Annotated in this window: 23 protein-coding genes; 11 read left to right on the forward strand and 12 right to left on the reverse strand. The window is 57.0% G+C overall.

Going from position 1 to position 26,024, the window contains the following annotated elements; all coding sequences use genetic code 11:
- The first annotated feature begins 126 nt into the window (after positions 1–126).
- Together bepA and arsC are read left to right on the forward strand one after the other, a co-directional pair.
- Positions 127–1,590, forward strand: coding sequence for a beta-barrel assembly-enhancing protease (gene bepA, locus A936_RS17745; RefSeq protein WP_008460199.1), 1,464 nt, complete (start codon positions 127–129; stop codon positions 1,588–1,590).
- 11 nt (positions 1,591–1,601) lie between these two features.
- Positions 1,602–1,958, forward strand: coding sequence for an arsenate reductase (glutaredoxin) (gene arsC / locus A936_RS17750; protein ID WP_008460200.1), 357 nt, complete (start codon positions 1,602–1,604; stop codon positions 1,956–1,958).
- A gap of 32 nt (positions 1,959–1,990) precedes the next feature.
- On the opposite strand, the gene opgB is transcribed toward arsC, so the two are convergent.
- Positions 1,991–4,279: a phosphatidylglycerol--membrane-oligosaccharide glycerophosphotransferase gene (gene opgB / locus A936_RS17755; protein WP_008460201.1), complete on the reverse strand. Its 2,289-nt coding sequence runs from the start codon at positions 4,277–4,279 to the stop codon at positions 1,991–1,993.
- A gap of 433 nt (positions 4,280–4,712) precedes the next feature.
- On the opposite strand from opgB, the gene ahpC reads away from it, so the two are divergent.
- Both ahpC and ahpF read left to right on the forward strand, forming a co-directional pair.
- Positions 4,713–5,276: an alkyl hydroperoxide reductase subunit C gene (ahpC, locus tag A936_RS17760; protein WP_008460202.1), complete on the forward strand. Its 564-nt coding sequence runs from the start codon at positions 4,713–4,715 to the stop codon at positions 5,274–5,276.
- A gap of 77 nt (positions 5,277–5,353) precedes the next feature.
- Positions 5,354–6,922 (forward strand): alkyl hydroperoxide reductase subunit F, encoded by a 1,569-nt coding sequence (ahpF, locus tag A936_RS17765; protein ID WP_008460203.1) that lies wholly within the window; start codon positions 5,354–5,356, stop codon positions 6,920–6,922.
- A gap of 83 nt (positions 6,923–7,005) precedes the next feature.
- On the opposite strand, the gene cysS is transcribed toward ahpF, so the two are convergent.
- Positions 7,006–8,391 carry a cysteine--tRNA ligase gene (gene cysS / locus A936_RS17770; RefSeq protein WP_008460204.1) on the reverse strand — a complete coding sequence of 462 codons (1,386 nt, stop codon included), beginning with the start codon at positions 8,389–8,391 and terminating at the stop codon, positions 7,006–7,008.
- Positions 8,392–8,566: 175 nt separating this feature from the next.
- Between cysS and ppiB the strand changes: the two genes are divergently transcribed.
- The 5 genes from ppiB (at position 8,567) to mnmH (ending at position 12,724) form a co-directional block, all read left to right on the forward strand.
- Positions 8,567–9,061: a peptidylprolyl isomerase B gene (gene ppiB / locus A936_RS17775; protein WP_008460206.1), complete on the forward strand. Its 495-nt coding sequence runs from the start codon at positions 8,567–8,569 to the stop codon at positions 9,059–9,061.
- Positions 9,061–9,783 (forward strand): UDP-2,3-diacylglucosamine diphosphatase, encoded by a 723-nt coding sequence (gene lpxH / locus A936_RS17780; protein WP_008460209.1) that lies wholly within the window; start codon positions 9,061–9,063, stop codon positions 9,781–9,783. Before ppiB ends, lpxH begins: the two co-directional genes overlap by 1 nt.
- A 140-nt stretch (positions 9,784–9,923) precedes the next feature.
- Positions 9,924–10,433, forward strand: a complete 510-nt coding sequence (purE, locus tag A936_RS17785; protein ID WP_008460210.1) for a 5-(carboxyamino)imidazole ribonucleotide mutase — start codon at positions 9,924–9,926, stop codon at positions 10,431–10,433.
- Entirely contained in the window at positions 10,430–11,500 is a 1,071-nt protein-coding gene (gene purK, locus A936_RS17790) for a 5-(carboxyamino)imidazole ribonucleotide synthase (RefSeq protein ID WP_008460212.1), read from the forward strand. The genes purE and purK overlap by 4 nt, the downstream gene beginning before the upstream one ends.
- A gap of 126 nt (positions 11,501–11,626) precedes the next feature.
- On the forward strand, positions 11,627–12,724 hold the full coding sequence (gene mnmH / locus A936_RS17795) for a tRNA 2-selenouridine(34) synthase MnmH (protein WP_008460214.1): 1,098 nt from the start codon (positions 11,627–11,629) through the stop codon (positions 12,722–12,724).
- Here the strand turns inward: mnmH and A936_RS17800 are convergent.
- The 7 genes from A936_RS17800 to A936_RS17830 all read right to left on the reverse strand — a co-directional run bounded on the left by A936_RS17800 (position 12,714) and on the right by A936_RS17830 (position 19,713).
- Positions 12,714–13,922, reverse strand: a complete 1,209-nt coding sequence (locus A936_RS17800; RefSeq protein WP_034809800.1) for an MFS transporter — start codon at positions 13,920–13,922, stop codon at positions 12,714–12,716. The two genes, mnmH and A936_RS17800, sit on opposite strands and share 11 nt — an antisense overlap.
- 288 nt (positions 13,923–14,210) lie before the next feature.
- Positions 14,211–14,429 (reverse strand): hypothetical protein, encoded by a 219-nt coding sequence (locus A936_RS17805; protein WP_237717594.1) that lies wholly within the window; start codon positions 14,427–14,429, stop codon positions 14,211–14,213.
- Positions 14,430–14,560: 131 nt separating this feature from the next.
- On the reverse strand, positions 14,561–15,178 hold the full coding sequence (locus A936_RS17810; protein ID WP_083845859.1) for a hypothetical protein: 618 nt from the start codon (positions 15,176–15,178) through the stop codon (positions 14,561–14,563).
- A 266-nt stretch (positions 15,179–15,444) separates the two neighbouring features.
- On the reverse strand, positions 15,445–16,104 hold the full coding sequence (locus tag A936_RS17815; RefSeq protein ID WP_008460218.1) for a methionine ABC transporter permease: 660 nt from the start codon (positions 16,102–16,104) through the stop codon (positions 15,445–15,447).
- Positions 16,097–17,113: a virulence-associated ABC transporter ATP-binding protein SfbB gene (gene sfbB / locus A936_RS17820; protein WP_008460219.1), complete on the reverse strand. Its 1,017-nt coding sequence runs from the start codon at positions 17,111–17,113 to the stop codon at positions 16,097–16,099. Before sfbB ends, A936_RS17815 begins: the two co-directional genes overlap by 8 nt.
- A gap of 55 nt (positions 17,114–17,168) precedes the next feature.
- Positions 17,169–18,005, reverse strand: coding sequence for a MetQ/NlpA family ABC transporter substrate-binding protein (locus tag A936_RS17825; RefSeq protein WP_008460221.1), 837 nt, complete (start codon positions 18,003–18,005; stop codon positions 17,169–17,171).
- Positions 18,006–18,234: 229 nt separating this feature from the next.
- On the reverse strand, positions 18,235–19,713 hold the full coding sequence (locus A936_RS17830; RefSeq protein ID WP_008460223.1) for an MFS transporter: 1,479 nt from the start codon (positions 19,711–19,713) through the stop codon (positions 18,235–18,237).
- Positions 19,714–19,830: 117 nt separating this feature from the next.
- Here A936_RS17830 and A936_RS17835 point away from each other — a divergent pair, with 117 nt between their 5' ends.
- A complete protein-coding gene (locus A936_RS17835; protein WP_008460225.1) occupies positions 19,831–20,844 on the forward strand; it encodes a helix-turn-helix domain-containing protein in 1,014 nt (337 codons plus the stop codon).
- Between the two features lie 66 nt (positions 20,845–20,910).
- On the opposite strand, the gene A936_RS17840 is transcribed toward A936_RS17835, so the two are convergent.
- From A936_RS17840 to ybbA, 3 genes are all read right to left on the reverse strand, one after another.
- Complete coding sequence (locus tag A936_RS17840) at positions 20,911–22,062, reverse strand: porin (protein ID WP_008460227.1); 1,152 nt, start codon at positions 22,060–22,062, stop codon at positions 20,911–20,913.
- A 220-nt stretch (positions 22,063–22,282) separates the two neighbouring features.
- The gene (gene ybbP / locus A936_RS17845; RefSeq protein WP_008460228.1) at positions 22,283–24,697 is read right to left on the reverse strand and encodes a putative ABC transporter permease subunit YbbP; all 2,415 of its coding nucleotides are present in this window, start codon (positions 24,695–24,697) and stop codon (positions 22,283–22,285) included.
- Positions 24,694–25,380, reverse strand: coding sequence for a putative ABC transporter ATP-binding protein YbbA (ybbA, locus tag A936_RS17850; RefSeq protein WP_008460230.1), 687 nt, complete (start codon positions 25,378–25,380; stop codon positions 24,694–24,696). The genes ybbP and ybbA overlap by 4 nt, the downstream gene beginning before the upstream one ends.
- Here ybbA and tesA point away from each other — a divergent pair.
- A complete protein-coding gene (tesA, locus tag A936_RS17855; protein WP_166864843.1) occupies positions 25,351–25,971 on the forward strand; it encodes a multifunctional acyl-CoA thioesterase I/protease I/lysophospholipase L1 in 621 nt (206 codons plus the stop codon). The two genes, ybbA and tesA, sit on opposite strands and share 30 nt — an antisense overlap.
- The last annotated feature ends 53 nt before the right edge of the window (positions 25,972–26,024 follow it).

The following is a 26,024-nucleotide window of genomic DNA, read 5'->3' on the forward strand; positions in this document are numbered from 1 at the left end:
GATTACAAAGGAGAATCCACCAAATAAAATCTTCGCAGCTTCAACGCCCTACAGTACACTTCTTTAAGCGAACAAACTTGTACTCATCGTGTCAAAATCTGACAACGACTAAACGGGACAGTAGTTATGGTTAGGCAGTTGAAAAAGACCCTGATTGCAACACTTACGGCCTCGCTGCTGGTAGGAACCCTACTGCCAGCGCGCGCGGATGTGACTGACCAACTCCCAGATATGGGAACATCTGCGGGCAGCACGCTGTCTATCGCGCAGGAAATGCAGATGGGCGATTTTTACGTCCGCCAGCTGCGCGGTAGCGCCCCGCTGATTAACGATCCGCTGCTAACGCAGTACATCAACTCACTGGGCATGAGGCTGGTTAGCCACGCTAATTCGGTGAAGACCCCGTTCCACTTCTTCCTGATCAACAACGACGAAATCAACGCCTTTGCCTTCTTCGGCGGCAATGTGGTGCTGCACTCGGCGCTGTTCCGTTATGCCGATACGGAAAGCCAGCTGGCTTCTGTTATGGCTCACGAAATCTCCCACGTTACCCAGCGCCACCTGGCGCGTGCGATGGAAGATCAAAAGAAAAATGCGCCGCTGACCTGGGTGGGAGCCTTAGGCTCAATTCTGCTGGCGATGGCCAGCCCCCAGGCCGGGATGGCCGCCCTGTCCGGAACGCTGGCCGGGACGCAACAAGGCATGATCAGCTTTACGCAGCAGAATGAGCAGGAAGCTGACCGCATCGGTATTCAGGTACTCCAGCGTTCGGGCTTTGATCCTCAGGCGATGCCAGGCTTCCTCGAAAAGCTGCTCGATCAGGCCCGCTACTCCTCTCGTCCACCGGAAATTCTGCTGACCCACCCATTGCCGGAAAGCCGCCTGGCGGATGCCCGCAACCGCGCCAACCAAATGCGTCCGGTGGTGGTTCAGTCCTCGGAAAGTTTCTACATGGCAAAGGTTCGCACCCTGGGGATGTATAACTCGGGCCGCAATCAGCTAACCCCGGATCTGCTGGATGCCTGGTCAAAAGGCAACGTGCGTGAGCAAAACGCGGCGCAATATGGTCGCGCGCTGCAGGCTTTGCAGGCGGATAAATACGACGAGGCAAGAAAAACGCTTCAGCCACTGATTAGCGCCCAGCCGGGCAACCCGTGGTATCTCGATCTGGCCACCGATATCGATCTCGGCCAGCACAAAGCCAACGACGCGATCAACCGGCTGAAAAACGCCCCGGACCTGAAGAATAACCCGGTGCTGCAGCTGAACCTCGCCAATGCTTACCTGGAAGGCGGGCAGACCGCCGAGGCAGCAACGCAGCTTAATCGCTACACGTTCGCTCACCCTGACGACACCAACGGCTGGGATTTATTGGCTCAGGCTCAGGGGAAACTGGGCAACCGCGATCAGGAGTTAGCGGCTCGCGCCGAAGTCATGGCGCTCAATGGCCGCCTGGATCAGGCTATTTCAATGCTCAGTAGCGCCAGCTCGCAGGTGAAACTCGGCAGTCTGCAGCAGGCCAGGTACGACGCCCGGATCGATCAGTTGCGCCAGCTTCAGCAGCGCTTTAAACCTTATATGAAGATGTAACAGGAGTTCGTATGTCCACGAAGGTCGAAATTTATCACAACCCGCGCTGCTCCAAGAGCCGTGAAACGCTGAACCTGTTGAAGGAAAAGGGCGTCGAGCCAGAAGTGGTGCTCTACCTGGAAACGCCGCCTGACGCAGCTACCGTCGAATCACTGCTGAAGAAACTGGGATTTACCAGCGCCCGGGAGCTGATGCGCCGCAAAGAAGACTTGTACAAAGAACTGAAGCTGGACGACGCCAGCCTCAGCGAAGAAGCGCTCATTCAGGCGATGATTGAGCACCCGAAACTCATCGAGCGCCCAATCGTACTGGCCAACGGCAAAGCCCGCATTGGCCGCCCGCCGGAACAGGTGCTCGAGATCCTCTGACCTGCCCCGCCCGTTCCCTCTCCGGGAACGGGTTAGCCGCTCACCGGCACAATTTTCAGCTCAGCCAGCCCCACGCCAATCTTACGCGGTTCATGCCCCAGAATATTGCCTTCGTTGGACAGCTGCGGCTTCGGTGGTTCAATGGTCAGCGCTTTGCTGCCTGCCGGGTTATCAAAACGCAGCGTGACGGTAGAAAGCTGGTCGCCGAAAGTAATGGTTTGCTCTTCATCACCGACCTTCACCGAAACCGGCTCGGCGACGTTTGGCCCAAAGGCTTTGGCCACCAGCACCAGATCAAACGTGGTCGGCAGCGGATCCTGATACTCAATGGTCACCACGGGCGCCATATTGGCGTTTGACCAGCGGCCCCAGGCTTCCGGGCGTGAAATGCCGCTGAACTGCTTCACGCTTTTCGGCGCCCCAGCTACGTTAAAGATAAAGCTGTCCGCCTGGTAGCGAATACTGTTCTCATCCGCCTTCAGCAGAGCCACATTATTTTTGAAACGATCGTTACTAAGCGTTTGCTCGTCAAACTGCACGTTGTATTCATCCAGCGGTTTGTCCACCAGCCGCACCGTTGGCTCTCCACCAAGCTGCCCCTGGGCCACGCACAAGCCAGTAGAAAGCGCGAGCTGCGGCTCCCACAGGCGCGCCATTTTGTAGCAACGATCGGCCCAGATAAATCGGTCATCGCTTTTAAAATCCGCCAGTTGATAGCGCAGCGGCGCGGAGTACTCGCTTTCCGGCAGCGGTTCAATTTTGCCTTTGCCGATTTTCAGCAATAGCGGCAGCTTGAAGTGCGCGCCAGAATAACTGAACGTGTTCTTCTTCTGATCGATGCTGTAGCGGCTGATGGTTTTCGGGAAGTTCCACAGATCGATCACGTCCGGTTTCCACTCGGCAACCTTCTCTTTCAGGTTGGTAAAGACCATCGACAGAGACTCGCCCGACAGGCTGCTGCGCCCCAGGCCGATGTAGTTCCCCCCGCCGAGGATATCCAGCACCGTCGCGCCGTTATCCATCGTGTTACGCTTCACGGCTTTTATTTCCGCCTGCGGTTTATCGCCGCGAATGACAAAGAACAGGTTCTGCCTGTCCTGCTTCGTCAGGTATTTATACGCCGTGTTGTTCATCGCCAGATGGTCGGAAGAGACCACGATCACCGTGTTACGGAAATACGGCGAGGCTTTGATTTTGTCTATCAGAGCCGCGATATGCTCCTGGCTGCAGGAAACGGCGCTGAAAGATCGGTTTTCTTTGCCCTCGTAGCTGTAGCTGCGGCGGTTGCAGGTTTTCGAGATAAAGCCATCGGGATGATGGGTATCGACCGTCAGGGTAAACAGCGAGAAACGCTTCCCGGCTTTAGAAAGCTCGATAAACTTGTCATAAGCTTCGTCCAGCACCGTATCGTCGTAAAAGCCCCAGTTATTCCGGTAATTTGGGTCGGCCACCATTCCCTTAAGCTCCTGCGCGCCGTACATATGCTCGAAGCCGTGGGACTGCAGGAAAATGTCTTTACCCGCAAAGCGCAGGTCCGCGCCCTGGATAAAGTAGTTTTGATAGCCGGATGCCTTAAGAATATCCCCGAGGCAGATGTTCTTCGGGAAGAAGCTCGACATTGACGCCGAGGAGTTCCCCTCGAAAGGTGCGAACAGCGGGATCCCGCACTGCGAGGCCACAATGCCCGCAATGGTGTAGTCCATCCCCGCCATCTGCCCGGTATGGCTGAAATCTATTGCCTGGCTTTTCAGAGCGTTCAGCTCGGGCCCTAAGCCAGGAAACGTCTGCTCATCAAAATAGGTGCGTTCCAGACTTTCGCCGTAGATATAAACCAGGTTGAGCTTCGGCTGTTTAATGGTGCCTTCAGGGACTTTATACCAGTCGGCAAAGTCAGACGTGCCGGTTCGGGTCTGGGATTTAATCAGCGACACCACCTGCTGGTAGGCAGGCGTTGTTTTGATTGAAAACAGGGCCAGAAACAGCGCCAGGGCACTGTAGCCCAAATGATGAGGATGATTCTTCCGGCGTAAAATCCAGGTCAGACCACCAAAAATCGCAATCAACCCGACGGCGAGGCCCAGCCCAGGCAAAATGTATTTGCCGACGCCCGCACCTGTCATGCTGCTGGTGAGCGTATAGAGCACCGCGTCGTTAATGCCTTCGCCGGTAAAATAATTACTGGCCAGCAACGTCACGTTAAGCACGATAAACAGCCCGAGCATCAGTAAGATGACCGACAGCCACCAGATATTTCGACCCGCCTTTACCGCATATACGGCAATAGCTGCCAAAAACAGCACCAAAGAAAGCAATTCGGACAATGCCAATACCTCAACCCTCGCGCGGCCTGGCGCGATTATTCATGCAGAAAAATAACAGCCGGTAATTTAACCTTACCGTCATATAGCTGCAATTCCCCTGACATTACTTTGCTCACCACCTCGACTTTTCAGAATATCCCGCGAATTTTAGGACTGATGACCTTTAATAGTTTTCAACGATTACAACCATCGCTACTACAACGAACCGGGGAATTGACCTTTTTAAGGCTAAAGTGCTGTAATTTCGCCGCTGTTATAATTTTTTAAAGTGGAATTGTAACGCGCAACACCGGCCACCCCCGCAACGGGTGGCCTTTTTTATGCCCGTCGCATAGCTGTTAGGAAATACCTCTTGATTCAATAAAGCCTACCCATTAGTGACGCAGTTCAAAATTCGGTACCTTTCTCCCATCGCAAAACGGAGGAAGTTTAGATGTCTTTAATTAATACCAAAATCAAACCATTCAAAAACCAGGCTTTTAAAAACGGCGAATTCGTTGAAGTTACGGAAAAAGATACTGAAGGCCGCTGGAGCGTTTTCTTCTTCTACCCGGCTGACTTCACTTTCGTTTGCCCGACCGAACTGGGCGACGTGGCTGACCACTACGAAGAACTGCAGAAACTGGGCGTAGACGTGTATTCCGTTTCTACCGACACCCATTTCACCCACAAAGCGTGGCACGGCAGCTCTGAAACCATCGCTAAAATCAAATACGCGATGATCGGCGACCCAACCGGCGCGCTGACCCGTAACTTCGAAAACATGCGTGAAGACGAAGGTCTGGCAGACCGCGCTACCTTCGTGGTTGACCCACAGGGCATCATCCAGGCTATCGAAGTGACCGCCGAAGGCATTGGCCGTGACGCGTCTGACCTGCTTCGTAAAGTGAAAGCGGCTCAGTACGTGGCTTCTCACCCAGGCGAAGTTTGCCCGGCTAAATGGAAAGAAGGTGAAGCGACTCTGGCTCCATCTCTGGACCTGGTCGGCAAAATCTAAGTTTTACCCGCGTTACCCTCTTTTATTTTACGGCTGCTCCGGCAGCCGTTTTTTTCTCGCCACCAGGGAGACTGACCATGCTCGACACAACAATGAAAACCCAGCTCAAAGCCTATCTTGAGAGACTAACGAAACCTGTTGAGTTGATTGCCACGCTGGACGACGGCGCGAAATCATCTGAAGTAAAAGAACTGCTGGCAGACATCGCTGAGTTATCCGACAAAGTTTCTTTCAGCATTAATAACGACCTGCCGGTGCGCAAACCGTCATTTTTAATCACTAACCCAGGCTCAAGCCAGGGCCCGCGCTTTGCCGGCTCTCCGCTGGGTCACGAATTCACTTCCCTGGTGCTGGCTTTGCTCCAGGTCGGCGGTCACCCGTCCAAAGAATCTCAGGATCTGCTGGCGCAAATCCGTGAGATCGACGGCGACTTCCACTTTGAAACCTATTATTCCCTCTCCTGCCACAACTGCCCGGACGTTGTGCAGGCGCTGAACCTGATGAGCGTGCTGAATCCGCGCATCACCCATACTGCTATCGACGGCGGCGTTTACCAGAATGAAATTCAGGCACGCAATGTGATGGGCGTGCCTGCCGTGTTCCTGAACGGCAAAGAATTTGGTCAGGGCCGCATGACGCTGGCTGAAATCGTGGGCAAAATTGATACCGGCGCAGAAAAACGCGCGGCGGAAGCGCTGAACCAGCGTGAGGCTTATGACGTGCTGATCGTCGGCAGCGGCCCTGCGGGCGCGGCGGCGGCGGTCTATGCGGCGCGTAAAGGCATCCGTACCGGCCTGATGGGCGAACGCTTCGGCGGCCAGGTGCTGGATACCGTGGATATCGAAAACTACATTTCCGTGCCGAAAACCGAAGGCCAGAAGCTGGCGGGCGCGCTGAAAGCCCACGTGGACGACTATGACGTGGACGTGATCGACACGCAAAGCGCCAGCAAGCTTATCCCGGCGAAAACCGAAGGCGGCCTGCACCAGATCCAAACGGCATCAGGCGCCACGCTGAAAGCACGCAGCATTATCGTGGCGACCGGCGCAAAATGGCGCAACATGAACGTGCCGGGTGAAGATCAGTACCGCACCAAAGGCGTGACTTACTGCCCGCACTGCGACGGCCCGTTGTTCAAAGGCAAGCGCGTGGCGGTCATCGGCGGCGGGAACTCCGGCGTGGAAGCGGCCATTGACCTGGCGGGTATCGTTGAGCACGTCACCCTGCTGGAATTTGCCCCGGAAATGAAGGCCGATCAGGTTCTGCAGAACAAAGTACGCAGCCTGAAAAACGTCGACATCGTGCTGAACGCCCAGACGCTGGAAGTGAAAGGCGACGGCAGCAAAGTGACCGGCCTGCAGTATAAAGACCGCGTGACCGAAAGCGTACATGACGTTGCCCTGGCCGGCATCTTCGTCCAGATCGGCCTGCTGCCGAACACCACCTGGCTGGAAGGCAGCGTGGAGCGCAACCGCATGGGTGAAATTATCATCGACGCGAAATGCGAAACCACCGTCAAAGGAGTATTCGCTGCAGGCGACTGCACCACCGTGCCTTACAAACAGATCATCATCGCCACCGGCGAAGGCGCGAAAGCCTCCCTGAGCGCGTTTGATTACCTGATTCGCACCTCAGCCCCGGAATAAAGCACCTGCCAATAAGGCCGCGCCACAGCGGCCAGCCATAAAAAAAGCGGCCTGTCATAGGCCGCTTTTTCACGTTCTAAATCTTACTTACGACGCCAGGTCGTGCCACCCGCGCCGTCTTCCAGCACAATGCCCATCTCGTTCAGGCGGTCACGCGCCTGGTCCGCCAGCGCCCAGTCTTTCGACTGACGCGCATCGTTACGCTGCTTGATCAGCGCTTCGATTTCCGCCACTTCGCCGTCGTCCGCCTGCGCGCCGCCCTGCAGGAACTGCTCCGGATCCTGCTCCAGCAGGCCCAGAATTGCGGAGAGCTTACGCAGCGCCGCCGCCAGTCCGTTTGCCGCCGCAAGATCTTCCGCTTTAAGACGGTTCACTTCGCGGGCCATATCGAACAGCACGGAGTAGGCTTCCGGGGTGTTGAAGTCATCGTCCATCGCTTCGCGGAAGCGGGCTTCGAACGCTTCGCCCCCGGCTGGCGCCACGCTACTGTCGGTCCCACGCAGCGAGGTGTACAGACGCTCCAGCGCCGAGCGAGCCTGTTTCAGGTTCTCTTCACTGTAGTTGAGCTGGCTGCGATAGTGGCCGGACATCAGGAAGTAACGCACGGTTTCCGCGTCGTAATACTTCAGCACGTCACGCACGGTAAAGAAGTTACCCAGGGATTTAGACATCTTCTCGCGGTCAACCATCACCATCCCGGAGTGCATCCAGGTGTTGACGTACTCGCCGTCGTGGGCACAGGTAGACTGCGCGATTTCGTTCTCGTGGTGCGGGAACATCAGATCGGAGCCGCCGCCGTGAATGTCAAAGTGGTTGCCCAGCTCTTTGCAGTTCATGGCGGAACATTCGATATGCCAGCCCGGGCGGCCTTCGCCCCACGGAGACGTCCACGCAGGCTCGCCTGGCTTGGACATTTTCCACAGCACGAAGTCCATTGGGTTACGCTTAACGTCAACCACGTCCACGCGTGCACCCGCCTGAAGCTGATCCAGATCCTGGCGAGACAGCAGGCCATAATTCGGGTCGGTCAGCACCGAGAACATCACATCGCCGTTTTCCGCCACATAGGCGTGATCGCGGGCCAGCAGCTGTTCAACAATTTCGATGATTTCCGGAATGTGTTTGGTCGCACGCGGCTCGCTGTTCGGGCGTGAAATGTTCAGCGCGTCGAAATCTTTGTGCATTTCGACGACCATGCGGTCGACCAGCGCCACAAAGTCTTCGCCATTTTCATGGGCGCGCTTAATGATTTTATCGTCGATGTCGGTGATGTTACGCACGTAGTTCAGCTCATAGCCGAGGGAACGCAGGTAGCGCGCCACCACGTCGAACGCAACAAAAGTACGGCCATGGCCGATGTGACAGAGATCGTAAACGGTGATACCACACACGTACATGCCTACCTTTCCGGCATGAATAGGTTTGAATTCCTCTTTTTGGCGAGTCAGTGTATTAAATATTTTTAACATCAGGGGATTCCATGTAAGCGTGTGGAAGAATACTCCCGGTTATCTTACCCGATTATTTTCCCCGACGGCAGTCTGCTTTGCATTACTGACTATGATGTAGCGTTATGCTATAACAGCGTGCTGGTACGACGGCACCGTTTGCCGCCGTACTCTCTGACACTCATAGGATGCAAGCATGGTTACTTTTCACACTAATCACGGCGACATCGTCATCAAAACTTTTGATGATAAAGCGCCTGTTACCGTTAAAAACTTCCTGGACTACTGCCGCGAAGGCTTCTACAACAACACCATTTTCCACCGTGTGATCAACGGCTTTATGATCCAGGGCGGCGGTTTCGAACCGGGTATGAAGCAGAAAGCGACCAAAGACACCATTCAGAACGAAGCGAATAACGGCCTGAAAAACACCCGTGGTACGCTGGCAATGGCTCGTACCCAGGCTCCGCACTCTGCTACCGCACAGTTCTTCATCAACGTGGCCGACAACGACTTCCTGAACTTCAGCGGCGAAAGCCTGCAGGGTTGGGGCTACTGCGTGTTCGCAGAAGTGGTTGAAGGGATGGACGTGGTTGAGAAAATCAAAGCCGTTTCCACCGGCCGCAGCGGTATGCACCAGGATGTACCGAAAGAAGACGTTATTATCGAAAGCGTGACCGTCAGCGAATAATGTCGACGCTGTTTATTGCAGATTTACACCTCTGCCCAGAAGAACCGGCGATCACCGCCGGTTTTCTGCGTTTCTTATCCGGTGAAGCCCGCCAGGCGGATGCGCTCTATATTCTTGGCGATCTGTTCGAAGCCTGGATTGGCGACGACGCGCCGGAGCCGCTCTACCAGCAAATCGCCGCGGCTATTAAAGCGGTGGTTGATACCGGCATTCCCTGCTATTTCATTCACGGCAACCGGGACTTTTTACTCGGCAAGCGCTACGCCAAAGCCAGCGGCATGACTCTGCTGCCGGAAGAAAAGCTCCTCGATGTTTATGGCCGAAAAATCCTGATCATGCACGGCGACACGCTGTGTACCGACGACGAAGGCTATCAGGCATTTCGCCGCAAGGTTCATCAGCCGTGGCTGCAGAAGCTCTATCTCGCCCTGCCGCTGTTTATTCGCCAGCGTATCGCCGACCGGATGCGCGCCGACAGCCAGGCGGCGAATAATATGAAGTCGCTGGAGATCATGGATGTGAACCCGCAGGCGGTGGTCGACACTCTTACCCGCCACAATGTCCAATGGCTGATTCACGGGCACACTCATCGCCCGGCGATTCACGAACTTGAGGCTAACGGGCAACCCGCTTTCCGCTGCGTGTTAGGCGCGTGGCATAAAGAAGGGTCGATGATCAAAGTCACGCCGGAAAACGTCGAGCTGATTCATTTTCCTTTCTGACCTAAAAGCCCGCTTTTTTGCCGATTCGTTAACCACGCAACCGTTTTCCTTGCCCGAAGTTCGTGCTATTCTCTGAGCCCTTCTGATACGGGCGCCCGTCGCCCGATGATGTCTGCACACCCACAGGAGTTTTGAGACGCATGTCTTCTGAGCACACCCCGGCGCGTATCGCCATTGTTATGGGTTCCAAAAGTGACTGGGCCACCATGCAGTTCGCCGCTGAAATCCTTACCGCCCTGAATGTCCCTCACCATGTCGAAGTCGTCTCCGCCCACCGCACGCCGGATAAGCTTTTCAGCTTTGCCGAGCAGGCCGAAACTAATGGCTACCAGGTTATCATCGCCGGAGCCGGTGGCGCAGCGCACCTGCCGGGTATGCTGGCCGCGAAAACCCTGGTCCCGGTGCTGGGTGTGCCGGTTCAAAGCGCTGCTCTGAGCGGCGTGGACAGCCTTTATTCTATCGTCCAGATGCCGCGCGGCATTCCTGTCGGCACGCTGGCCATCGGTAAAGCCGGAGCCGCCAACGCCGCCCTGCTGGCCGCGCAGATCCTGGCCCTGCATGACGCAGACCTGAGCCAGCGCCTGGCGACCTGGCGTCAAACCCAGACCGACGAAGTGCTGGATAATCCTGATCCACGGAGTGAAGCATGAAGCGCGTTTGTGTCTTAGGTAACGGCCAGCTGGGGCGCATGCTCCGCCAGGCCGGTGAGCCGCTGGGCATCGCCGTTTACCCTGTCGGGCTGGACGCCGAGCCGGAAGCCGTACCGTTCGCCCAGAGCGTGATCACCGCCGAGATTGAGCGCTGGCCTGAAACCGCGCTCACCCGCGAACTGGCGCGCCATAACGCCTTCGTTAACCGCGATATCTTCCCGATCATCGCCGACCGCCTGACGCAAAAACAGCTGTTCGATAAGCTCGGCCTGGCCACCGCGCCGTGGCAGTTGCTCTCCGGCAGCCATGAATGGCAGGACGTGTTCAGCCAGCTGGGCTCTCTGGCTATCGTGAAGCGCCGCGTGGGCGGCTACGATGGCCGCGGCCAGTGGCGCTTACGTGCCGATGAAACCGACCAGCTGCCGGAAGAGTGCTACGGCGAATGCATCGTCGAGCAGGGCATTAACTTCTCCGGCGAAGTTTCTCTGGTAGGCGCGCGCGGCCACGACGGCAGCACGGTGTTCTACCCGCTGACCCACAACCTGCACCAGGACGGCATTCTGCGCACCAGCGTTGCCTTCCCGCAGGCCAACGCCGAACAGCAGCGTCAGGCCGAAACCATGCTCACCGCCATCATGCACGAGCTGGGCTACGTCGGCGTGATGGCGATGGAGTGCTTCGTCACGCCAGCCGGCCTGCTGATCAACGAGCTGGCCCCGCGCGTGCACAACAGCGGGCACTGGACGCAAAACGGCGCGTCTATCAGCCAGTTCGAGCTGCACCTGCGCGCCATCGTGGATTTGCCGCTGCCGCAGCCTGTCGTTAATGCCCCGTCGGTGATGGTGAATCTGATCGGCACCGACCTGAATTATGCCTGGCTGAAACTGCCGCTGGTGCACCTGCACTGGTACGACAAAGACGTTCGTCCGGGCCGTAAAGTCGGGCACCTCAACCTGAACGACAGCGACACCGGCCGCCTGAGCGCCTCGCTGGAAGCCCTGGTTCCCCTGCTCCCGGCCGAATACGCCAGCGGCATTGCCTGGGCGCAGAGCAAGCTGGTGAAGTAAAACCGCACCTCGTCTGACCCTCTGTTTGACTTTAGAGGGTCAGACCATTTCCCCCCTTCCCCTTTCCTTTGCCTGACCAGAAGCGCACAATCCCCCCGTTTCGCCGCTTCAGACTAAGGTTATGCCATGGAAAAACGCCCCAACACGCAGGACTACGATCGCCTGCTGCTCAACGACATCCCGCTGATTGACGTTCGCGCCCCGGTAGAGTTCGCTCAGGGTTCAATGCCCGCCGCCCATAACTTACCGCTGATGCTGGACGATGAACGCGCTCAGGTCGGAACGTGCTATAAGCAGCAGGGCCAACAGGCCGCCGTCGAACTGGGGCACCGGCTGGTCAGCGGCGAGCGAAAAGCCAGCCGAATCGAACGCTGGCTGGAAAGCTGCCGCCAGCAGCCGGAAGGCTATTTATGCTGTGCCAGAGGCGGAATGCGTAGCCACATCGTGCAGCAGTGGCTGCGGGAAAACGGCCTCGAGTACCCGCTGGTCACCGGCGGTTACAAAGCCCTGCGCCAGCATGCCATGCAGGTAATCGACACCCGTTCTCAGTCGCCGATGATTATCGTCAGCGGCAACACAGGCTGCGGCAAAACCATCCTGATCCGCTCCCTGCCAAGGGGCGTTGACCTCGAAGGGCTGGCGCACCATCGCGGCTCGTCGTTTGGCCGCACGATTGTCGCCCAGCCTTCTCAGGCCAGCTTCGAAAACAATCTCGCCGTCACTCTGCTCAAAATCAGCCCGACCGAATTGAAAACACTGGTTGTAGAGGATGAAGGCCGGATGATTGGCTCCCGCCATATCCCCGAAGCCTTCAGGGAACAGATGCTGCGCTCGCCGATTGTGGCCATCGAGGATCCGTTCGAGCTGCGGCTGGAGCGCCTCAAAAACGAATACTTCCGGCAGATGAGCGAGGCGTTTTTATCCGTCAGCGAGGAAGAAACCGCGTGGCGCGATTACGCCGAGTATCTGCACCACGGTCTGTTTGCCATCCGCCGCCGCCTGGGCATGGAACGCTTTCAGCAGTTCACCACCAGGCTGGACGAAGCCTTGTTAACCCAGAGGAAAACCGGCTCCTGCGAAGGCCATCTGGCCTGGCTGTCGCCGCTGCTGAAAGAGTATTACGACCCGATGTATCGCTATCAGCTCAGCCAGAAGGCCGACCAGATCGTCTTCCGGGGGGATTACCAGCAGGTCGAAGCCTGGCTGCGCAGCGTCAACGAGTAGCCGATTTTTCCCCGGCTGCGAGCGTCAGCCCTAGTCCGGTCACCGCCAGCCCAACCAGCGGAATGCCCACTGCCCACGGCAACGTAAACGCCAGCGCGAACAATGCCGTGCCGGTCGCTGGCCCCACAGATCCCTGCAGATCGCTCACCACCGAAAGTGCCGCCATATAGGTCGCGCGTAACCGCACCGGGGCTAACTTGTTCACCGCCGTCGGGATCAGCGGGCCGGTCATCATCTGCGACAGAGAATAAAGGCAGACCGCCATCACCAGCGTGACGACGTGTGGATGTGCCAATAGCAAAACAAAGGCAGCGATCAGCGCCAAACCCGCACTGAGCGTGATAAACAATGCAGAGCGTCGGGCAAACAGCTTCGTTAAGGCCAGCTGGCCGACCGTATTAATCCCCGCCCCGAACGCGAACAAATAGCCGATACTGGCGGCGCTCATCCCCATCTGATTGCTGGCGTACAGCGGCATGACGGCCTCCACCCAGCTCCCGGCCACGCCCAGCAGTAGCACCCAAATCAGCACCCCGGCCAGGCGGCGATCCCGGAACGCGGGCAGCAGCGCGCTCAGCCCCTCTTCATCATCGGCCTCATCGTCCACTCCAGCGGCCAGCGGACGCGTTTCCGCCAGAGAGATCGCCAGCAACAGGCCGCCGGCCACCATCACCGAACCTCCGGCCAGGAAAACGTAGCCCAGCCCCTCTTGCACCAGCACCGTGCCCAGCAGCGGCCCGGCAATCGCGCCCGCGCCGGAACACACGCGCATGATGCTGAACTGGCGGCGGTGCTCCGAGGCTGGCGTGGCGTCCGCCACCACGGTGTAAATGGTCGGGTGCAGCACCGATTCAAACAGGCCAATAACGATCAGCACAGCGGCGGCGGCAAAAACGCCGTGCGTAAAGAACAGCGCGATAAAGCCCACCCCAACGCCGGTCGCCGAAATAATCAACACGGGCCTTCTGCCCACGCGATCGGCAATCCCGCCGATAAACGGCGCGGCCAGCAGCTCGCCCCCGGCATAGCAGCCGAACAGCAGGCCAATAAACTCCACCGGGATAGCGGCAGACTGCTGCGCCCACAGCGGGAAAAAAGGCACAATCGCGCCGTCGACCAGGCCAACGATGAAATAGAGGATAAAACCCAGAACGTGGGGCTTGCGGTACGAAACAACGGGGGATGCGAATAGTGCCATGATATTACCCAAGTACAATTACCCCGAATGCCGGGGAGAATATGTACGTTGGATAACGTTAACGTTTACGACTTGCGAGAAGCTGGAGCGATACTAGCCAATCGCCGGGAAAAGGGCAACTGTGAGATTTGGGGCAACCTGGATACAAATTTTCAAAGATACGCCGCCCCCTATGCCACCAAGTTCTCTGAACCGCAAACTATCACCCACACATCAAAACATCTGCGTGGGCTCGGAATAAACATGAAATCTAACTTCAGCTAAAGGTTACCAAAATCCAAATGAGCTTTATTTGGCAAAGAAAAAAAGGAAAGCCAATACTGTCATGATCGCCGCTGCCCATTTCCATTTCTTCGATTGCTCAAAGTAAAAAAATAGCATCTGAGATAGAGATATAATGAGTAATATTACCCCTGAAAAAACGGCATTATTATTGCTGCCATTACCTAATGCCCCCCTGGAAAATGCCGAATCCATATCATATATGACATCATATTTATCAACCATAGATAAATACATCGCAACCATACACAATAGATAAAACAGAACAAGTACAACCCTAATAAACACTCTCATTCTGCCCCCTACTTCAAAACCAGTCTGTTAAAGTGCGGCCAATGCTTGACAATAAAATCACCCTATCGCGTATCTTTTTTTATATTTTCCAGACTCGGACTCGTACCACGGTTATATCTCGCCCCAATAATTTTCACATCATTCATACTAAGCCGCGAGGGTAACCTGTCATAGTCGGCAAGTTGGCGTAAATGCATAGCAGCAAGATTGATATTATAGGTGTCTTTTTCAAGGCACTGAGACAGGGAGCGAAGCTCTGATGTGCTCATTGTGTCAGCATCCAGCCCCATAGTTTGAGCGGCAGTACGCAACTGCATACTGACAAATCCAAACGAGGTTTTAGCCGGAGGGGAGGTTATTGTGAAATAACGGTCGGTATACGCAGGCCCGCTCCAGTCTATGGCTCGAACCTCAAAAGCAAAACGATCTATGATATTTGGGTCACCGCCTACCTCTATCCAGCAAACACCCGCGAGCAATTCTGGCGGAAGTTTATAGCGAAACGCTGCAGCTCTGATAAGAGTACGATTTTTTTTGACCCATGCATCTTTAAAATCTCGGACATAAGATCTGCCGCCGCCGAATTTTTCGGGAAGTATTTTCCAGCGAAAGACATCAAGAAAAGTCCATGATGGTGATTTCGTCATCCCTCTACATTGTTGGAAATTACGCATATCCATATAAAAATCTCCATTATTCGGGGGCGCTTCTTTTCTGGCCTTGATTGGCCTCATCTCTTGCTCATCCCTCCGATCATACGGGATGGCTGCACAGTAACCCAGATGAAAAATCAGACAGATTGGCAAACTTCGAGGCGACTCGCAGGAATGATGAAACGCTATAGAAAATTACAGCCTGGGACTTATCAGGAGAAAGCCGCCGGGAAATGAGCCTCGCCAGCAGCTAAAATTATGCTGGCCGAACGAACGTCCGGCCAGAAAGAAGGTTAATGCCTGTCGCGCTTGTCTGCCCGTTTGGCGAGATAGTCGCCAAACATTTGCACGATCTGCACCAGCACGATCAGCGCCACGACCGTGACCACCATGACCTGGGTTTCGTAGCGGTAATAGCCGAAGCGGATCGCGAGGTCGCCCACGCCACCGCCGCCGACAATCCCCGCCATCGCCGAGTAACCGATCAGGCTGACCAGGGTTATCGTTAACCCACGCAGCAAACCGGCGCTGGCTTCCGGCAGCAGCACGGTGCAGATGATGCGCATCGGGCTGGCGCCAAAGGCCTCCGCCGCTTCAATAATGCCTTTGTCCACTTCCCGCAGCGCGCCGTCCACCAGGCGGGCATAAAACGCAATCGCCGCCACCGACAACGGCACGGACGCCGCAATCGGCCCGATGGTGTTACCGAGCAGGAACTGCGTCAGCGGCAACAACAGCACCAGCAGAATGACGAACGGCACCGAGCGCACGATGTTCACCAGCACCGAGCTGATGATGTTCAGCGCGCGGTTCTGCCAGAAAAGATTGCGGTCGGTCACGAAGATCAAAAAGCCCAGCGGCAGGCCGCCGATGATCGCCAGCAGCGTGGAAATGCCCAGCATCTGGAAGGTTTCGCCAAAGGCAATCGTCAGGTCCGCGACTAAATCATCCATTCAGCACCTCCACACAGGCCGTATGTTTCCGAATATGGTCGATGGCATCCCCTACCGCTGCCGGGTTGCCGGGCGCAGTGATCGCCACCACCAGAATGCCCAGCGCGCGGTCGCTGATGTACTCAATCTTGCCGTGCAGAATGTTCACCGCCACACCGTATTTCACCGCCGCGAAGGAGAGCACCGGCTGTTCAGCAGAGTCACCGACGAACATGATTTTCAGCAGCGCGCCGCGCATGTTGTCCAGCAGGCGCACCGGCAGCGTCAGGTTCAGCGTGTGGGACACCAGCTGGCGGGTAAACTCATGCTGCGGATGCGCGAAGATGTCGAACACCTCGCCGGATTCCACCACTTCGCCGCCGGACATCACCGCCACACGGTCGCAAATCGTCTTGATCACGTTCATCTCGTGGGTGATCAGCACGATGGTGATCCCCAACTGCTGATTGATTTTCTTCAGCAGCGCCAGAATGGTGGCCGACGTTTCCAGATCCAGCGCGGAAGTCGGTTCATCACAGAGCAAAACATCCGGGTGGTTAGCGATGGCTCGCGCAATGCCCACGCGCTGTTTCTGCCCGCCGCTCAGCTGCACCGGGTAGCGGTTCGCTTTGTCGGCCAGGCCCACCAGCTCAAGAATTTCGGCCACGCGCGGGCCGATTTTACTGCGTTCCCAGCCTGCGGCTTTGAGGCTGAACGCCACGTTCTGCCTGACCGTCCGGGTGTGCATCAAATTGAAGTGCTGGAAAATCATGCCGATACGCTGACGCGCTTTGCGCAGCTCGGCCCCCTGCAGCGAGGTTACCTCAGTTCCAGCGATTTTTACGCGGCCTTCACTCGGGCGCTGGAGCGCGTTCAGAGTACGTAATAAGGTACTTTTCCCGGCTCCGCTGGTGCCGACAATACCAAAAATCTCCCCCGCGCCAATGTGCAGTGAAACATCGTTCACCGCCCGGCTGGTCTGGCTCCGGCCCGTGGGGAAGTCCACGCAGACCTTTTCAATCTCAATCATGACAACCTCAAATTAGCGACAAAAGGCAGGCATCCCGCCTGCCCGCTTTGCTCTATTACTTTTTATCGGCGGCAACCATCCAGTCCGGTTTCTGGAAGGCGTTGAAAATATTCTGCGGATCGTCGATCGCTTTTTCGTAGGCCGGGGACTGCACGGTTTCCACGATGTCTTTGGCGAACGGTTTATCCGCATCTTCGGCACGCACCGCGATGATGTTTTTGAGATTCTCGTCCAGGTGTTCCTGTTTCAGCGCGGAAGAGAGTTTTAGCCCGGCCGCAATCGCAAAGTTACCGTTGACCAGCGCGGCGCTGGCGCTGTCCAGCGTGCGCGGCAGCTGTGCGGCTTCCAGCGATTTAAACACCAGGCCTTTCGGGTTGGTGGCGATGTCGCGCTCGGAGGCTTTAGTCGGGTCAATGTTCTCTTTGATGGTGATAAGCTCCATGGACTGCAGGAAGCGCAGCCCACGGGCGAGGTTGGTCGGGTCGTTAGACAGGGTGACAATGTCGCCCTGCTTCAGCTCGTCCAGGCTTTTGACTTTATGGGAATAAATGCCCATCCCGGCGGTTGGCACGGTAATCAGCTTCGCCAGCTTGAGGTTTTTGTCGGCGGTGAATTTGTCGAAGTACAGCGAGTGCTGGAACAGGTTGGCGTCGATGCTGCCGTTGGCCAGCGCCATGTTGGGCTGCACGTAGTCGCTGAACTCACGCACCACGACTTTATAGCCTTTCTCTTTTAACGACGGGGCGATGGCCTGTTTGACCATGTCGCCGTATGGCCCCGGCGCTACGCCGAAGACGATGGTGTGCGGGTCGCTGTTGGCCTGAGCAAACTGCAGACCGCTGGCCAGAAGTAAAACGCCGGTCGCCACGCGCCAGCCGAAATGATTTCCCATGGGTATTCTCCCTTACAGAATGATGTGTGGTGTCCTGAGGCGAGCCTCTTTCACGGGCCGCTTACTAAGTTGTTGATCCAACTGGACAGAATAAGATGGCACATTCCGTTAACAGGGTTAATTGAAAATATTTCATCTTGCTCGCAGGAGAAGGCGCGGCGGGCATGAACAGGGCTTTTGCGAATAACAACCAAGCAAAGCGGAAAACCCGCTTTGCATTGAGATGAGCTTAATCCGCGCAGGATTCCGCCCGTTTGCGCTTAACGTTTGTTTTGACATTGAACAGCAAATAACTCGCCAGCGACAAACAGCCCACGCCCACAGCGCCGTAGGTCAGCACGCCAGAAAAACCGTTATTCAGCGCCTGAACAATCATGTCGCTGCTGAGCATGGCTCTGGTGCCGCCGGCTATTTGCTCGGCCAGGGCATACCTTTCGCTCACGCTGTCGATATGGCTCTGTAAGCTTTCGGCTATCCCCGCCACCAGCAGGCTCCCCATTAACGCAATATTGATGGCGAGGGTAATTAGGCGCGAACTGATATCAATCCCGGAAGCCATGCCCACGCGGTTAGCGCCCACGGAGCCGGTGGTGGTGTTGGTGACCGGGGTATTGATTAACCCCAGCGCCATGCCCGAGAGTATTGCGCCGGGCAGTAAACTGACGTGATAGATAACGCCCAGCCTCATCAGCACAAATCCCAGGCCGATAGCAAGCAGCCCCAGCGGGATGATGCGTGCGGCCCCAAAGCGCAGCACGAGTTTTTCACCGACCGGCGGCATTAATAGCGTGGGCAAAGTGTAGGCCAGTAGCGCCATGCCGGTCTCCATAATGCTGTAACCCTTCCCAATCTGGTAATAAACCGGCAGATAAATCATCAGCGGCCAGAAGCTGAAATTCATCCCCACAGATCCCATTAGCGCCCCGGAGAAAGGCCTGATCCGAAAGACGGAGAAATCAAACATAGGATGCGGGTGGCGGAGCTCAATAATGACGAACAGCGCCAGGCTGATAAACGTGCCCAACAAGATGAACTGGGCTTCACGGCTGGCCCACCCGATGTTCCCGCCCTGGGTGATGAGCCAGGTCGCCCCCACCACGCCCACGCTCAACGTCATCAGGCCAGCAACATCCAGCGGTGTCGTGGTGTTTTCGCGCGACTCGATAACATTTTTCAGCGTCAGGGCCAGAGTGAGCAGCGCAATAACGCCGTGGATCAGAAATACCCATTGCCAGCTAAACCACGCCTCCAGCACGCCGCCGATGACGGGGCCAAAGCCCAGTCCAAAACCAAACGTGATCCCCCAAGCGGAAAACGCCCGGCTGCGCGCTTTTCCTGCCGGAAACTGAACCGACAGGATGGCAATCAGGCTGGTTAACATCGCCCCGCCGCTCAGTCCCTGCAAAAAGCGCCCCACAATAAGCCATTCCGGCGTCCGGAACAGGCCACAGAGGATCGACGTCAGGCCAAACCCAATAATGCTGATAATAAAAATACGCTTGCGGCCATATTTATCCGCCAGCGTCCCCGTGGCCATCAGCACCGCGGTGCAGGAGAGGGTGTAAGCATTCATGATCCATTGCAGTTCACGGAAATTGGCCTGCATCTGCTTTTCCAGCACCGGCAGGATAACCGGGACGCTGGATATTTCCAGGCCCGACATCAACGCGGCTAAGCAGACCGCCATCAACGCTAAGAGATTTTTCATACTGATTTCCTGCCAAACGTTAAGAAGGTGCCAGCATGAAAGATTCGGGGTGGAGTAGAAATCGACGCTCAGGTCAGATATCGTCAAGATCGTGCCATTTTTAGAGACAGGACAACCATGCCGGGCATCTCTCCAGATCAAGACCGCACTTTTAGACCGAAAAATCGACGGCTGGTTGTGCTGGCCTATCAGTGTCTCTGCACTTTTGAGTTCGGGATTGCCGTCGAAGCTTTTGGCCGCGTGGACGAAGTGCTCGGCCAGCCTCTCTATGACCTGCGCGTCGCGTCGTTAGAGAACGGCGTTTTTGACGCTCAGGGCGGCGTGCGTTTAGTGGTGGATGGCGGGCTGGAGCTGCTGGAAGACGCAGGAACCATTGTCATCCCCGGCTGGCGAAATGTTTTTGAACCGGCCCCGGAGCCGCTGATTGCCGCCTTACAACGCGCCCATCAAAACGGTTCCCGCATAGTGTCGATTTGCGCCGGCAGTTTTATTCTCTGCGAAACAGGATTACTGGACGGCAAGCGAGCCACCGCCCACTGGAACAGCACCGAGATCCTCGCAAACAGGTTCCCTGCGGTACAGGTGGAGCACAGCATGATCTACGTCGATGAGGGCAGCCTGATCACCTCCGCAGGCGGCGCCGCCGGGGTCGATCTCTGCCTGCATCTTATTCGCCGTGATTACGGGATTGAAATCGCCAACCGGACTGCGCGGCGCATGATTACGCCCCCGTTACGGGAAGGCAGCCAGGCACAGTGGGTCCAACAGCCCGTTCCTAAACGCAGCACCAAAAATCTGGCGCCGTTGCTGGACGACTTGCGCCACCATCTCAATGCCCCCCTGGTGATTGAGCAGTTAGCCAGGCAAGCGGGCATGAGCCGCCGCACCTTCATCCGCCGGTTCAAAGATGCTACCGGCACCACGCCGGGCGAGTGGATGCTCAGCCTCCGGCTGGAAAAGGCTTGTGCGCTGCTGGAAAGCGAGAAAATCAGCATTGACCAGGTGGCAGAGCAGTCTGGATTCGGCTCAGCGGAAACACTCCGGCATCATTTCAGGCTGCGTTTTAAAACCACGCCCACAGAGTGGCGCAAAGCCTTCAGGGCCCGAACATGCTTACCCGTTTCTGAATAGATAAAAAATAAGGCAGGAAACGCTGAATGAGGCGGGCAGCAAGGCTGCCACCCGCCAGAGGCACGATTAGAAATCGTAGCGCAGACGAACCAGGTTCATGTCGCCCAGGTTGTCGGTGCTGGAGGTGAAGACGTGCTCGTAGTCCACCTGGAAGCCGTAATCCAGTTTGAAGCTCACGCCCACACCGTTGTCGATGCGCTGGTAGCTGCGGCCGGTCACGTACTGCAGACGGTCACCCATGAAGTATGGCTGCACGGATTTCACCGCGTACTGGCCAACCGGGATGGTGTAACCCGCGAAGTACTCGATGCCCCACGCGTCGCCGGAGAAGTAGTTGTTCACGTCTTTCAGCTTGGTGGTCAGGAAGTTCTGGTACCAGCCGCCGCCGAAGCTAAACGTCCAGTTGTCCGGTTTCCAGCTCAGCGCCGTACCGTAGATGTTCTGGTTGTAAGACTTGCTGTCGCCGTCGGTCGGGTTACGCATGTCGGCACGGGTGTAGTTCCATGCGGTACCCCAGGTCAGGTCTTTGGTGATGTGGTAATCCACGCCCAGAGAGCCGCCGCCTTTACGCTTGTAGCGCATGCCGTTGGTGGCACGGATGTCGTGATCTTCAAACAGGTAAGAAGCGTACACGTCCGCATCGCCGAAGGTGTTTTTGTACTTCAGCATGTTGCGGGAACGGTAAGAACCGTCGTAGTCGCCGTTCATGCCGTTACCTGGAGCCTGACCGATCATGTCGTAGTCCCAGATATCGGTTTTCGCGCCAACCACATCATAGTAGATGCTGTTTTGCTGGCCGTAGGTCAGCTGACCCCAGGTTTTGCTTTTCAGACCGGTGTACAGCATACGGCGAGTAGTATTGTTCGCGCCTTCTGCATAGTGGTTGTCCCACTCGAAGACCGCCGGAATATTCACGCCCAGCTCGTAATAGCTGATCCAGCTAATATCATCGAACAGATAATAATCAGCCGCGAAGCGGAAACGGGTGCCGCCATCAAAGCCATTACGTTTGTAAGAGCCTTTATCGCCGTCGCCGGACATCATATTAAACTGTGGACGAATACTGCCGCCCACGGTGAAATTGAGGCGGCTGAGCGGGTTACCGGCCTGCGGATCTTGCTTCAGGACAGTGATTTCTGCGTTAGCAGCGAAAGATGCCATACCTGCAAGCAGGCCGGCCCCAATCAGTAATGGTAAAGCGCGCAAATTTGCTTTCATGTGGATCCCTAGTAACCATATTTATTATAAGCGGGGGCATATTAACGCTTATTAAGTCCGATTTCTGAGGGATTTTTATTAATTCGTGCGGTTATCCATCAGTCTTTTCTTAATAGATATTAAAAAAACACCAATAAATGCAGAAAATATGTTCTAACGCAATAAATAGCGAAATATAACAAAGTTTATAGCGGTAGCCGGGCATCCCTGCCCGGCCTCCTCAGACGACAAACTGGCGGAACAGCGCCTTCCCTTTCAGCAAACGAACGCCCAGCCAGCCGCCGCAAAGCGACAGCAATACCGCCCCGGTGACCGGCAGTACGATCCACAGACGCAAATCTGGCTCCCACGGGAAGTCGAACACGTGCGTTTGCAGTACGCCCAGCGCCGTTTCCGCGCCGATGGCCGCTACCAGACCGGACACCAGCCCCAGCACGGCAAACTCGCACCACAGCGTGGTTCTGAGCAGCTTTTTACCCGCGCCCAGCGTGCGGTAAACCACCAGCTCCTGATGACGCTGGCGCATACCCACCTGTACCTGAGCCAGCAACAGCAGCAGACCGCAGGCGGTCACCAGCACCACCATCACCTCAAGCGCGCGGCTGACCTGCTCCAGCACCTGGCCGATTTGTTTCAGGATAGCCCCGATATCCAGCAGGCTGACGGTCGGGAATTCGCGGTTAAGCTGGGTCAGCAGGCCGTTATTCCCCTCCCAGCGGAAGCTGGTGAGCCAGCTCTGCGGCTGTCCGTCCAGCGCGCCCGGCGGGAAGATAAAGTAGAAGTTTGGCCGCAGGCTTTCCCAGTCCACTTTGCGCAGGCTAGTCACCTTCGCGGTGAAGTCCTGGGTATCCCCCATAAAGGTCACGCTGTCGCCGAGTTTAATGTTCAGGCGTTGCGCCACGCCGTCGTCCATCGACACTTCCCCGGCCTTCGGCGGCCAGCTTCCCGCCAGGATAGGGTTATGATCCGGCTTCTGGCTCTGCCAGGTCAGATTCAGCTCGCGGTTCAGCGCCTCATCCGGGTTGCCCTCGGTGGGCTGGCCGTTAATCGCCGTCATGCGCGCCCGTACAATGGGATAGAACGACTCCGGGATCACCTGATGGTCGGCAAGGAAGGTTTTCACCGGCTGAACCTGCTCCGGCGCAATGTTCACCAGGAAGTAGTTCGGGCTTTCCGGCGGCAGCTGCTGCTGCCATCTGTCCAGCAAATCCCCCCGCAGCACTAACAGCAATGCCAGCAGCATAAACGACAGCGAGAACGCCGCCAGTTGGCTGAGCGTCGCCCACGGCTGGCGCAGCAGGCGGTTAACCGCCAGGCGCAGGGCCAGGTTTTTCAGCGTCAGCTTTTTCAGCAGTTTCAGGACGCCCCAGCCAACGAGGCCGCACAGCGCCGCCAGCACCAGCGTGCCCGCCAGCACCGCCCACAGCAGCGAACTGCCACCCATTAGCAACGCCAGCAGCAGCACCACCACTACGCTGATGACCGGCAAATAAATTTTCAGCGGCCAGACGTTGGCCACGGCGTCACGGCGCAGCACACGCAATGGCTGAGTGGCCAATAGCAGCCGGTACGGGCGCAGCCCCACCAGCACGGAGATTGTGACCATCGCGCCGATAGCCCACACCCACGGCCACAGGCTCGCTGGCGGCAGCGCGGCAGGCAGCACCGGCTTCAATAGTTGCATCAGCGCGGCCTCAAACAGCAAGCCGACGGCACCTCCCGCAATGGCTGAGAGCACCAGCACCATCAGCCACTGGCCGATAATCAGCTTCCGGAGCGCCGCCCTGCCCGCCCCCAACGTTTTCAGGATTGCCACCAGGTCGTAACGGCTGCGGCAGTAATGGCTCATCGCCACGGCAATCGCCGCCACGGCCAGCAGCAGCGTCAGCAGCGCAGAAAGCAGCAGGAACTGCTGCGAACGCTCCAGGGATTTGCCCAGCGCGCCTTCGTCCTGCTCCATGCCGATCCAGCGCTGCTCCGGCTTAAGCTTAGGCAGCAGGTAGTTTTCATACTGCAGCAGCTGCTGCGGGGTACCACCAAACTTGTAGCGCCAGCTAATACGGCTGCCGGGCTGCACCGCCCCGGTTTTCTCGACGTCGGCCAGGTTCATCATCAGGCGCGGCGCAATCTGGAACGGGTTAAATCCGGCGTCCGGTTCCTGAATCACCTGCCCGACAATACGCAGCGTGGCGTCGCCCACGTCAATGTTGTCGCCCACTTTCAGGTTAAGCAAAGCCAGCAGGCGCGGGGCAAGCAGTGCGGTGCCTGGCTCAGGCTTCAGGCCCGGCGGGTTAGTTTCCAGCTCGCCGTACATCGGGTACACGCCGTCGACCGCTTTCACATCGGCCAGCTGCGGCGTGTCCCCGGCAAAGGTCATGGTGGCGAAGCTCAGCTGTTTGCCGACCTTCAAGCCGTCGCTTTGCGCCTGAGTCAGCCACTCGTCCGGTACGGCGCGGGCGCTGCGCAACGTCCGGTCGCCCGCCATGTATTCGCGGCTTTGCTGGCTGAGCCCTTTTTCCATTCTGTCGCTGATGCTGCCCAGCGCCAGCACGCAGGCCACCGCCAGACTAAGCGCCAGCCAGACAATCAGCAGCGAGGGAGAGCGCCACTCGCGCCAGAACCAGCGGGCTATCATGCTTCCTCCCACAGTTTGCCTTCGCGCAGCCGCAGGCGGCGGTCGCAGCGTGCCGCCAGCTGTTCGTCGTGGGTGACGAGGATCAGCGTGGTGGCGAAATCACGGTTGAGGGAAAACAGCAGGTCGGCAATGCGATCGCCGGTTTGCCTGTCGAGGTTGCCGGTGGGCTCATCGGCAAACAGCACGCCCGGCTTGCCGTTAAACGCGCGAGCCAGCGCCACGCGCTGCTGCTCCCCGCCAGATAGCTGAGCTGGCAGGTGATCTAGGCGTTTGCCTAAGCCCAGCTGTTCCAGCAGCGCTTTAGCCTGCGCCCGGCTGGCCGAACTGTTTTCGCCGCGCAGCAGCGAAGGAAGTTCCACGTTTTCCAGAGCATTAAGGGTGGGCACCAGCATAAAGGACTGAAACACAAAGCCAACGTTCTTCGCGCGCAGCGCCGCCCGGGCCTCTTCATCCATGCTGTGCAGCGGCTGCCCGCAAAGGTGGACTTCGCCGTCCGTGCCGTCATCAAGCCCAGCCAGAATCGCCAGCAGCGTGGACTTGCCCGATCCTGACTCGCCAATCAGGGCGATGGTTTCGGCCGGTTTGACAACCAGCTCAACTCCGGTAAGGATGGAAAGCTCGTGTTCACCCTGACCCACGGACTTACTAAGATGATGAACTTCAACAATGTTTTCCGCTGGCATTTGCCCTTCCTGTTTCTGGCTTTGATGACTTTCCGCGCCGCCGCGGCGGACACGCTATTGATTTTAGGCGATAGCCTGAGCGCCGGTTACCGTATGGCGGCCACCAGCGCCTGGCCCGCCCTGCTGGATGCCAAATGGCAGCCGCAGGGTACAAAAGTCGTGAATGCGAGCATCAGCGGCGATACCGCGGCACAGGGCCTGGCTCGCCTGCCGGCGCTGTTAAAACAGCACCAGCCCCGCTGGGTTTTAGTGGAGCTTGGCGGCAACGACGGCCTGCGTGGGTTCCAGCCTCAGGCGGTAGAAAAAACCCTCAACCAGGTTATCACCGACGTGAAGGCTGCCGGTGCGCAGCCGATGCTGATGCAAATTCGCCTGCCCGCCAACTACGGACGCCGCTATAATGAGGCGTTTAGCGCTATTTATCCGCAGCTTGCCAAAGCGTTTGATATTCCCCTGCTCCCGTTCTTTATGGAGGAGGTATATCTGAAACCGCAATGGATGCAGGATGACGGCATTCACCCTAATCGGGATGCTCAGCCGTTTATCGCCGACTGGATGGCGACGCGGCTGACTCCGCTACTCTCTAAATAACCGGCACAGCCGCGTCGGATACAACGAGATAGTTAAACACGACTGATAAATAA

This window comes from Enterobacter sp. Ag1, from assembly GCA_000277545.1.
Classification (GTDB): Bacteria; Pseudomonadota; Gammaproteobacteria; order Enterobacterales; family Enterobacteriaceae; genus Cedecea.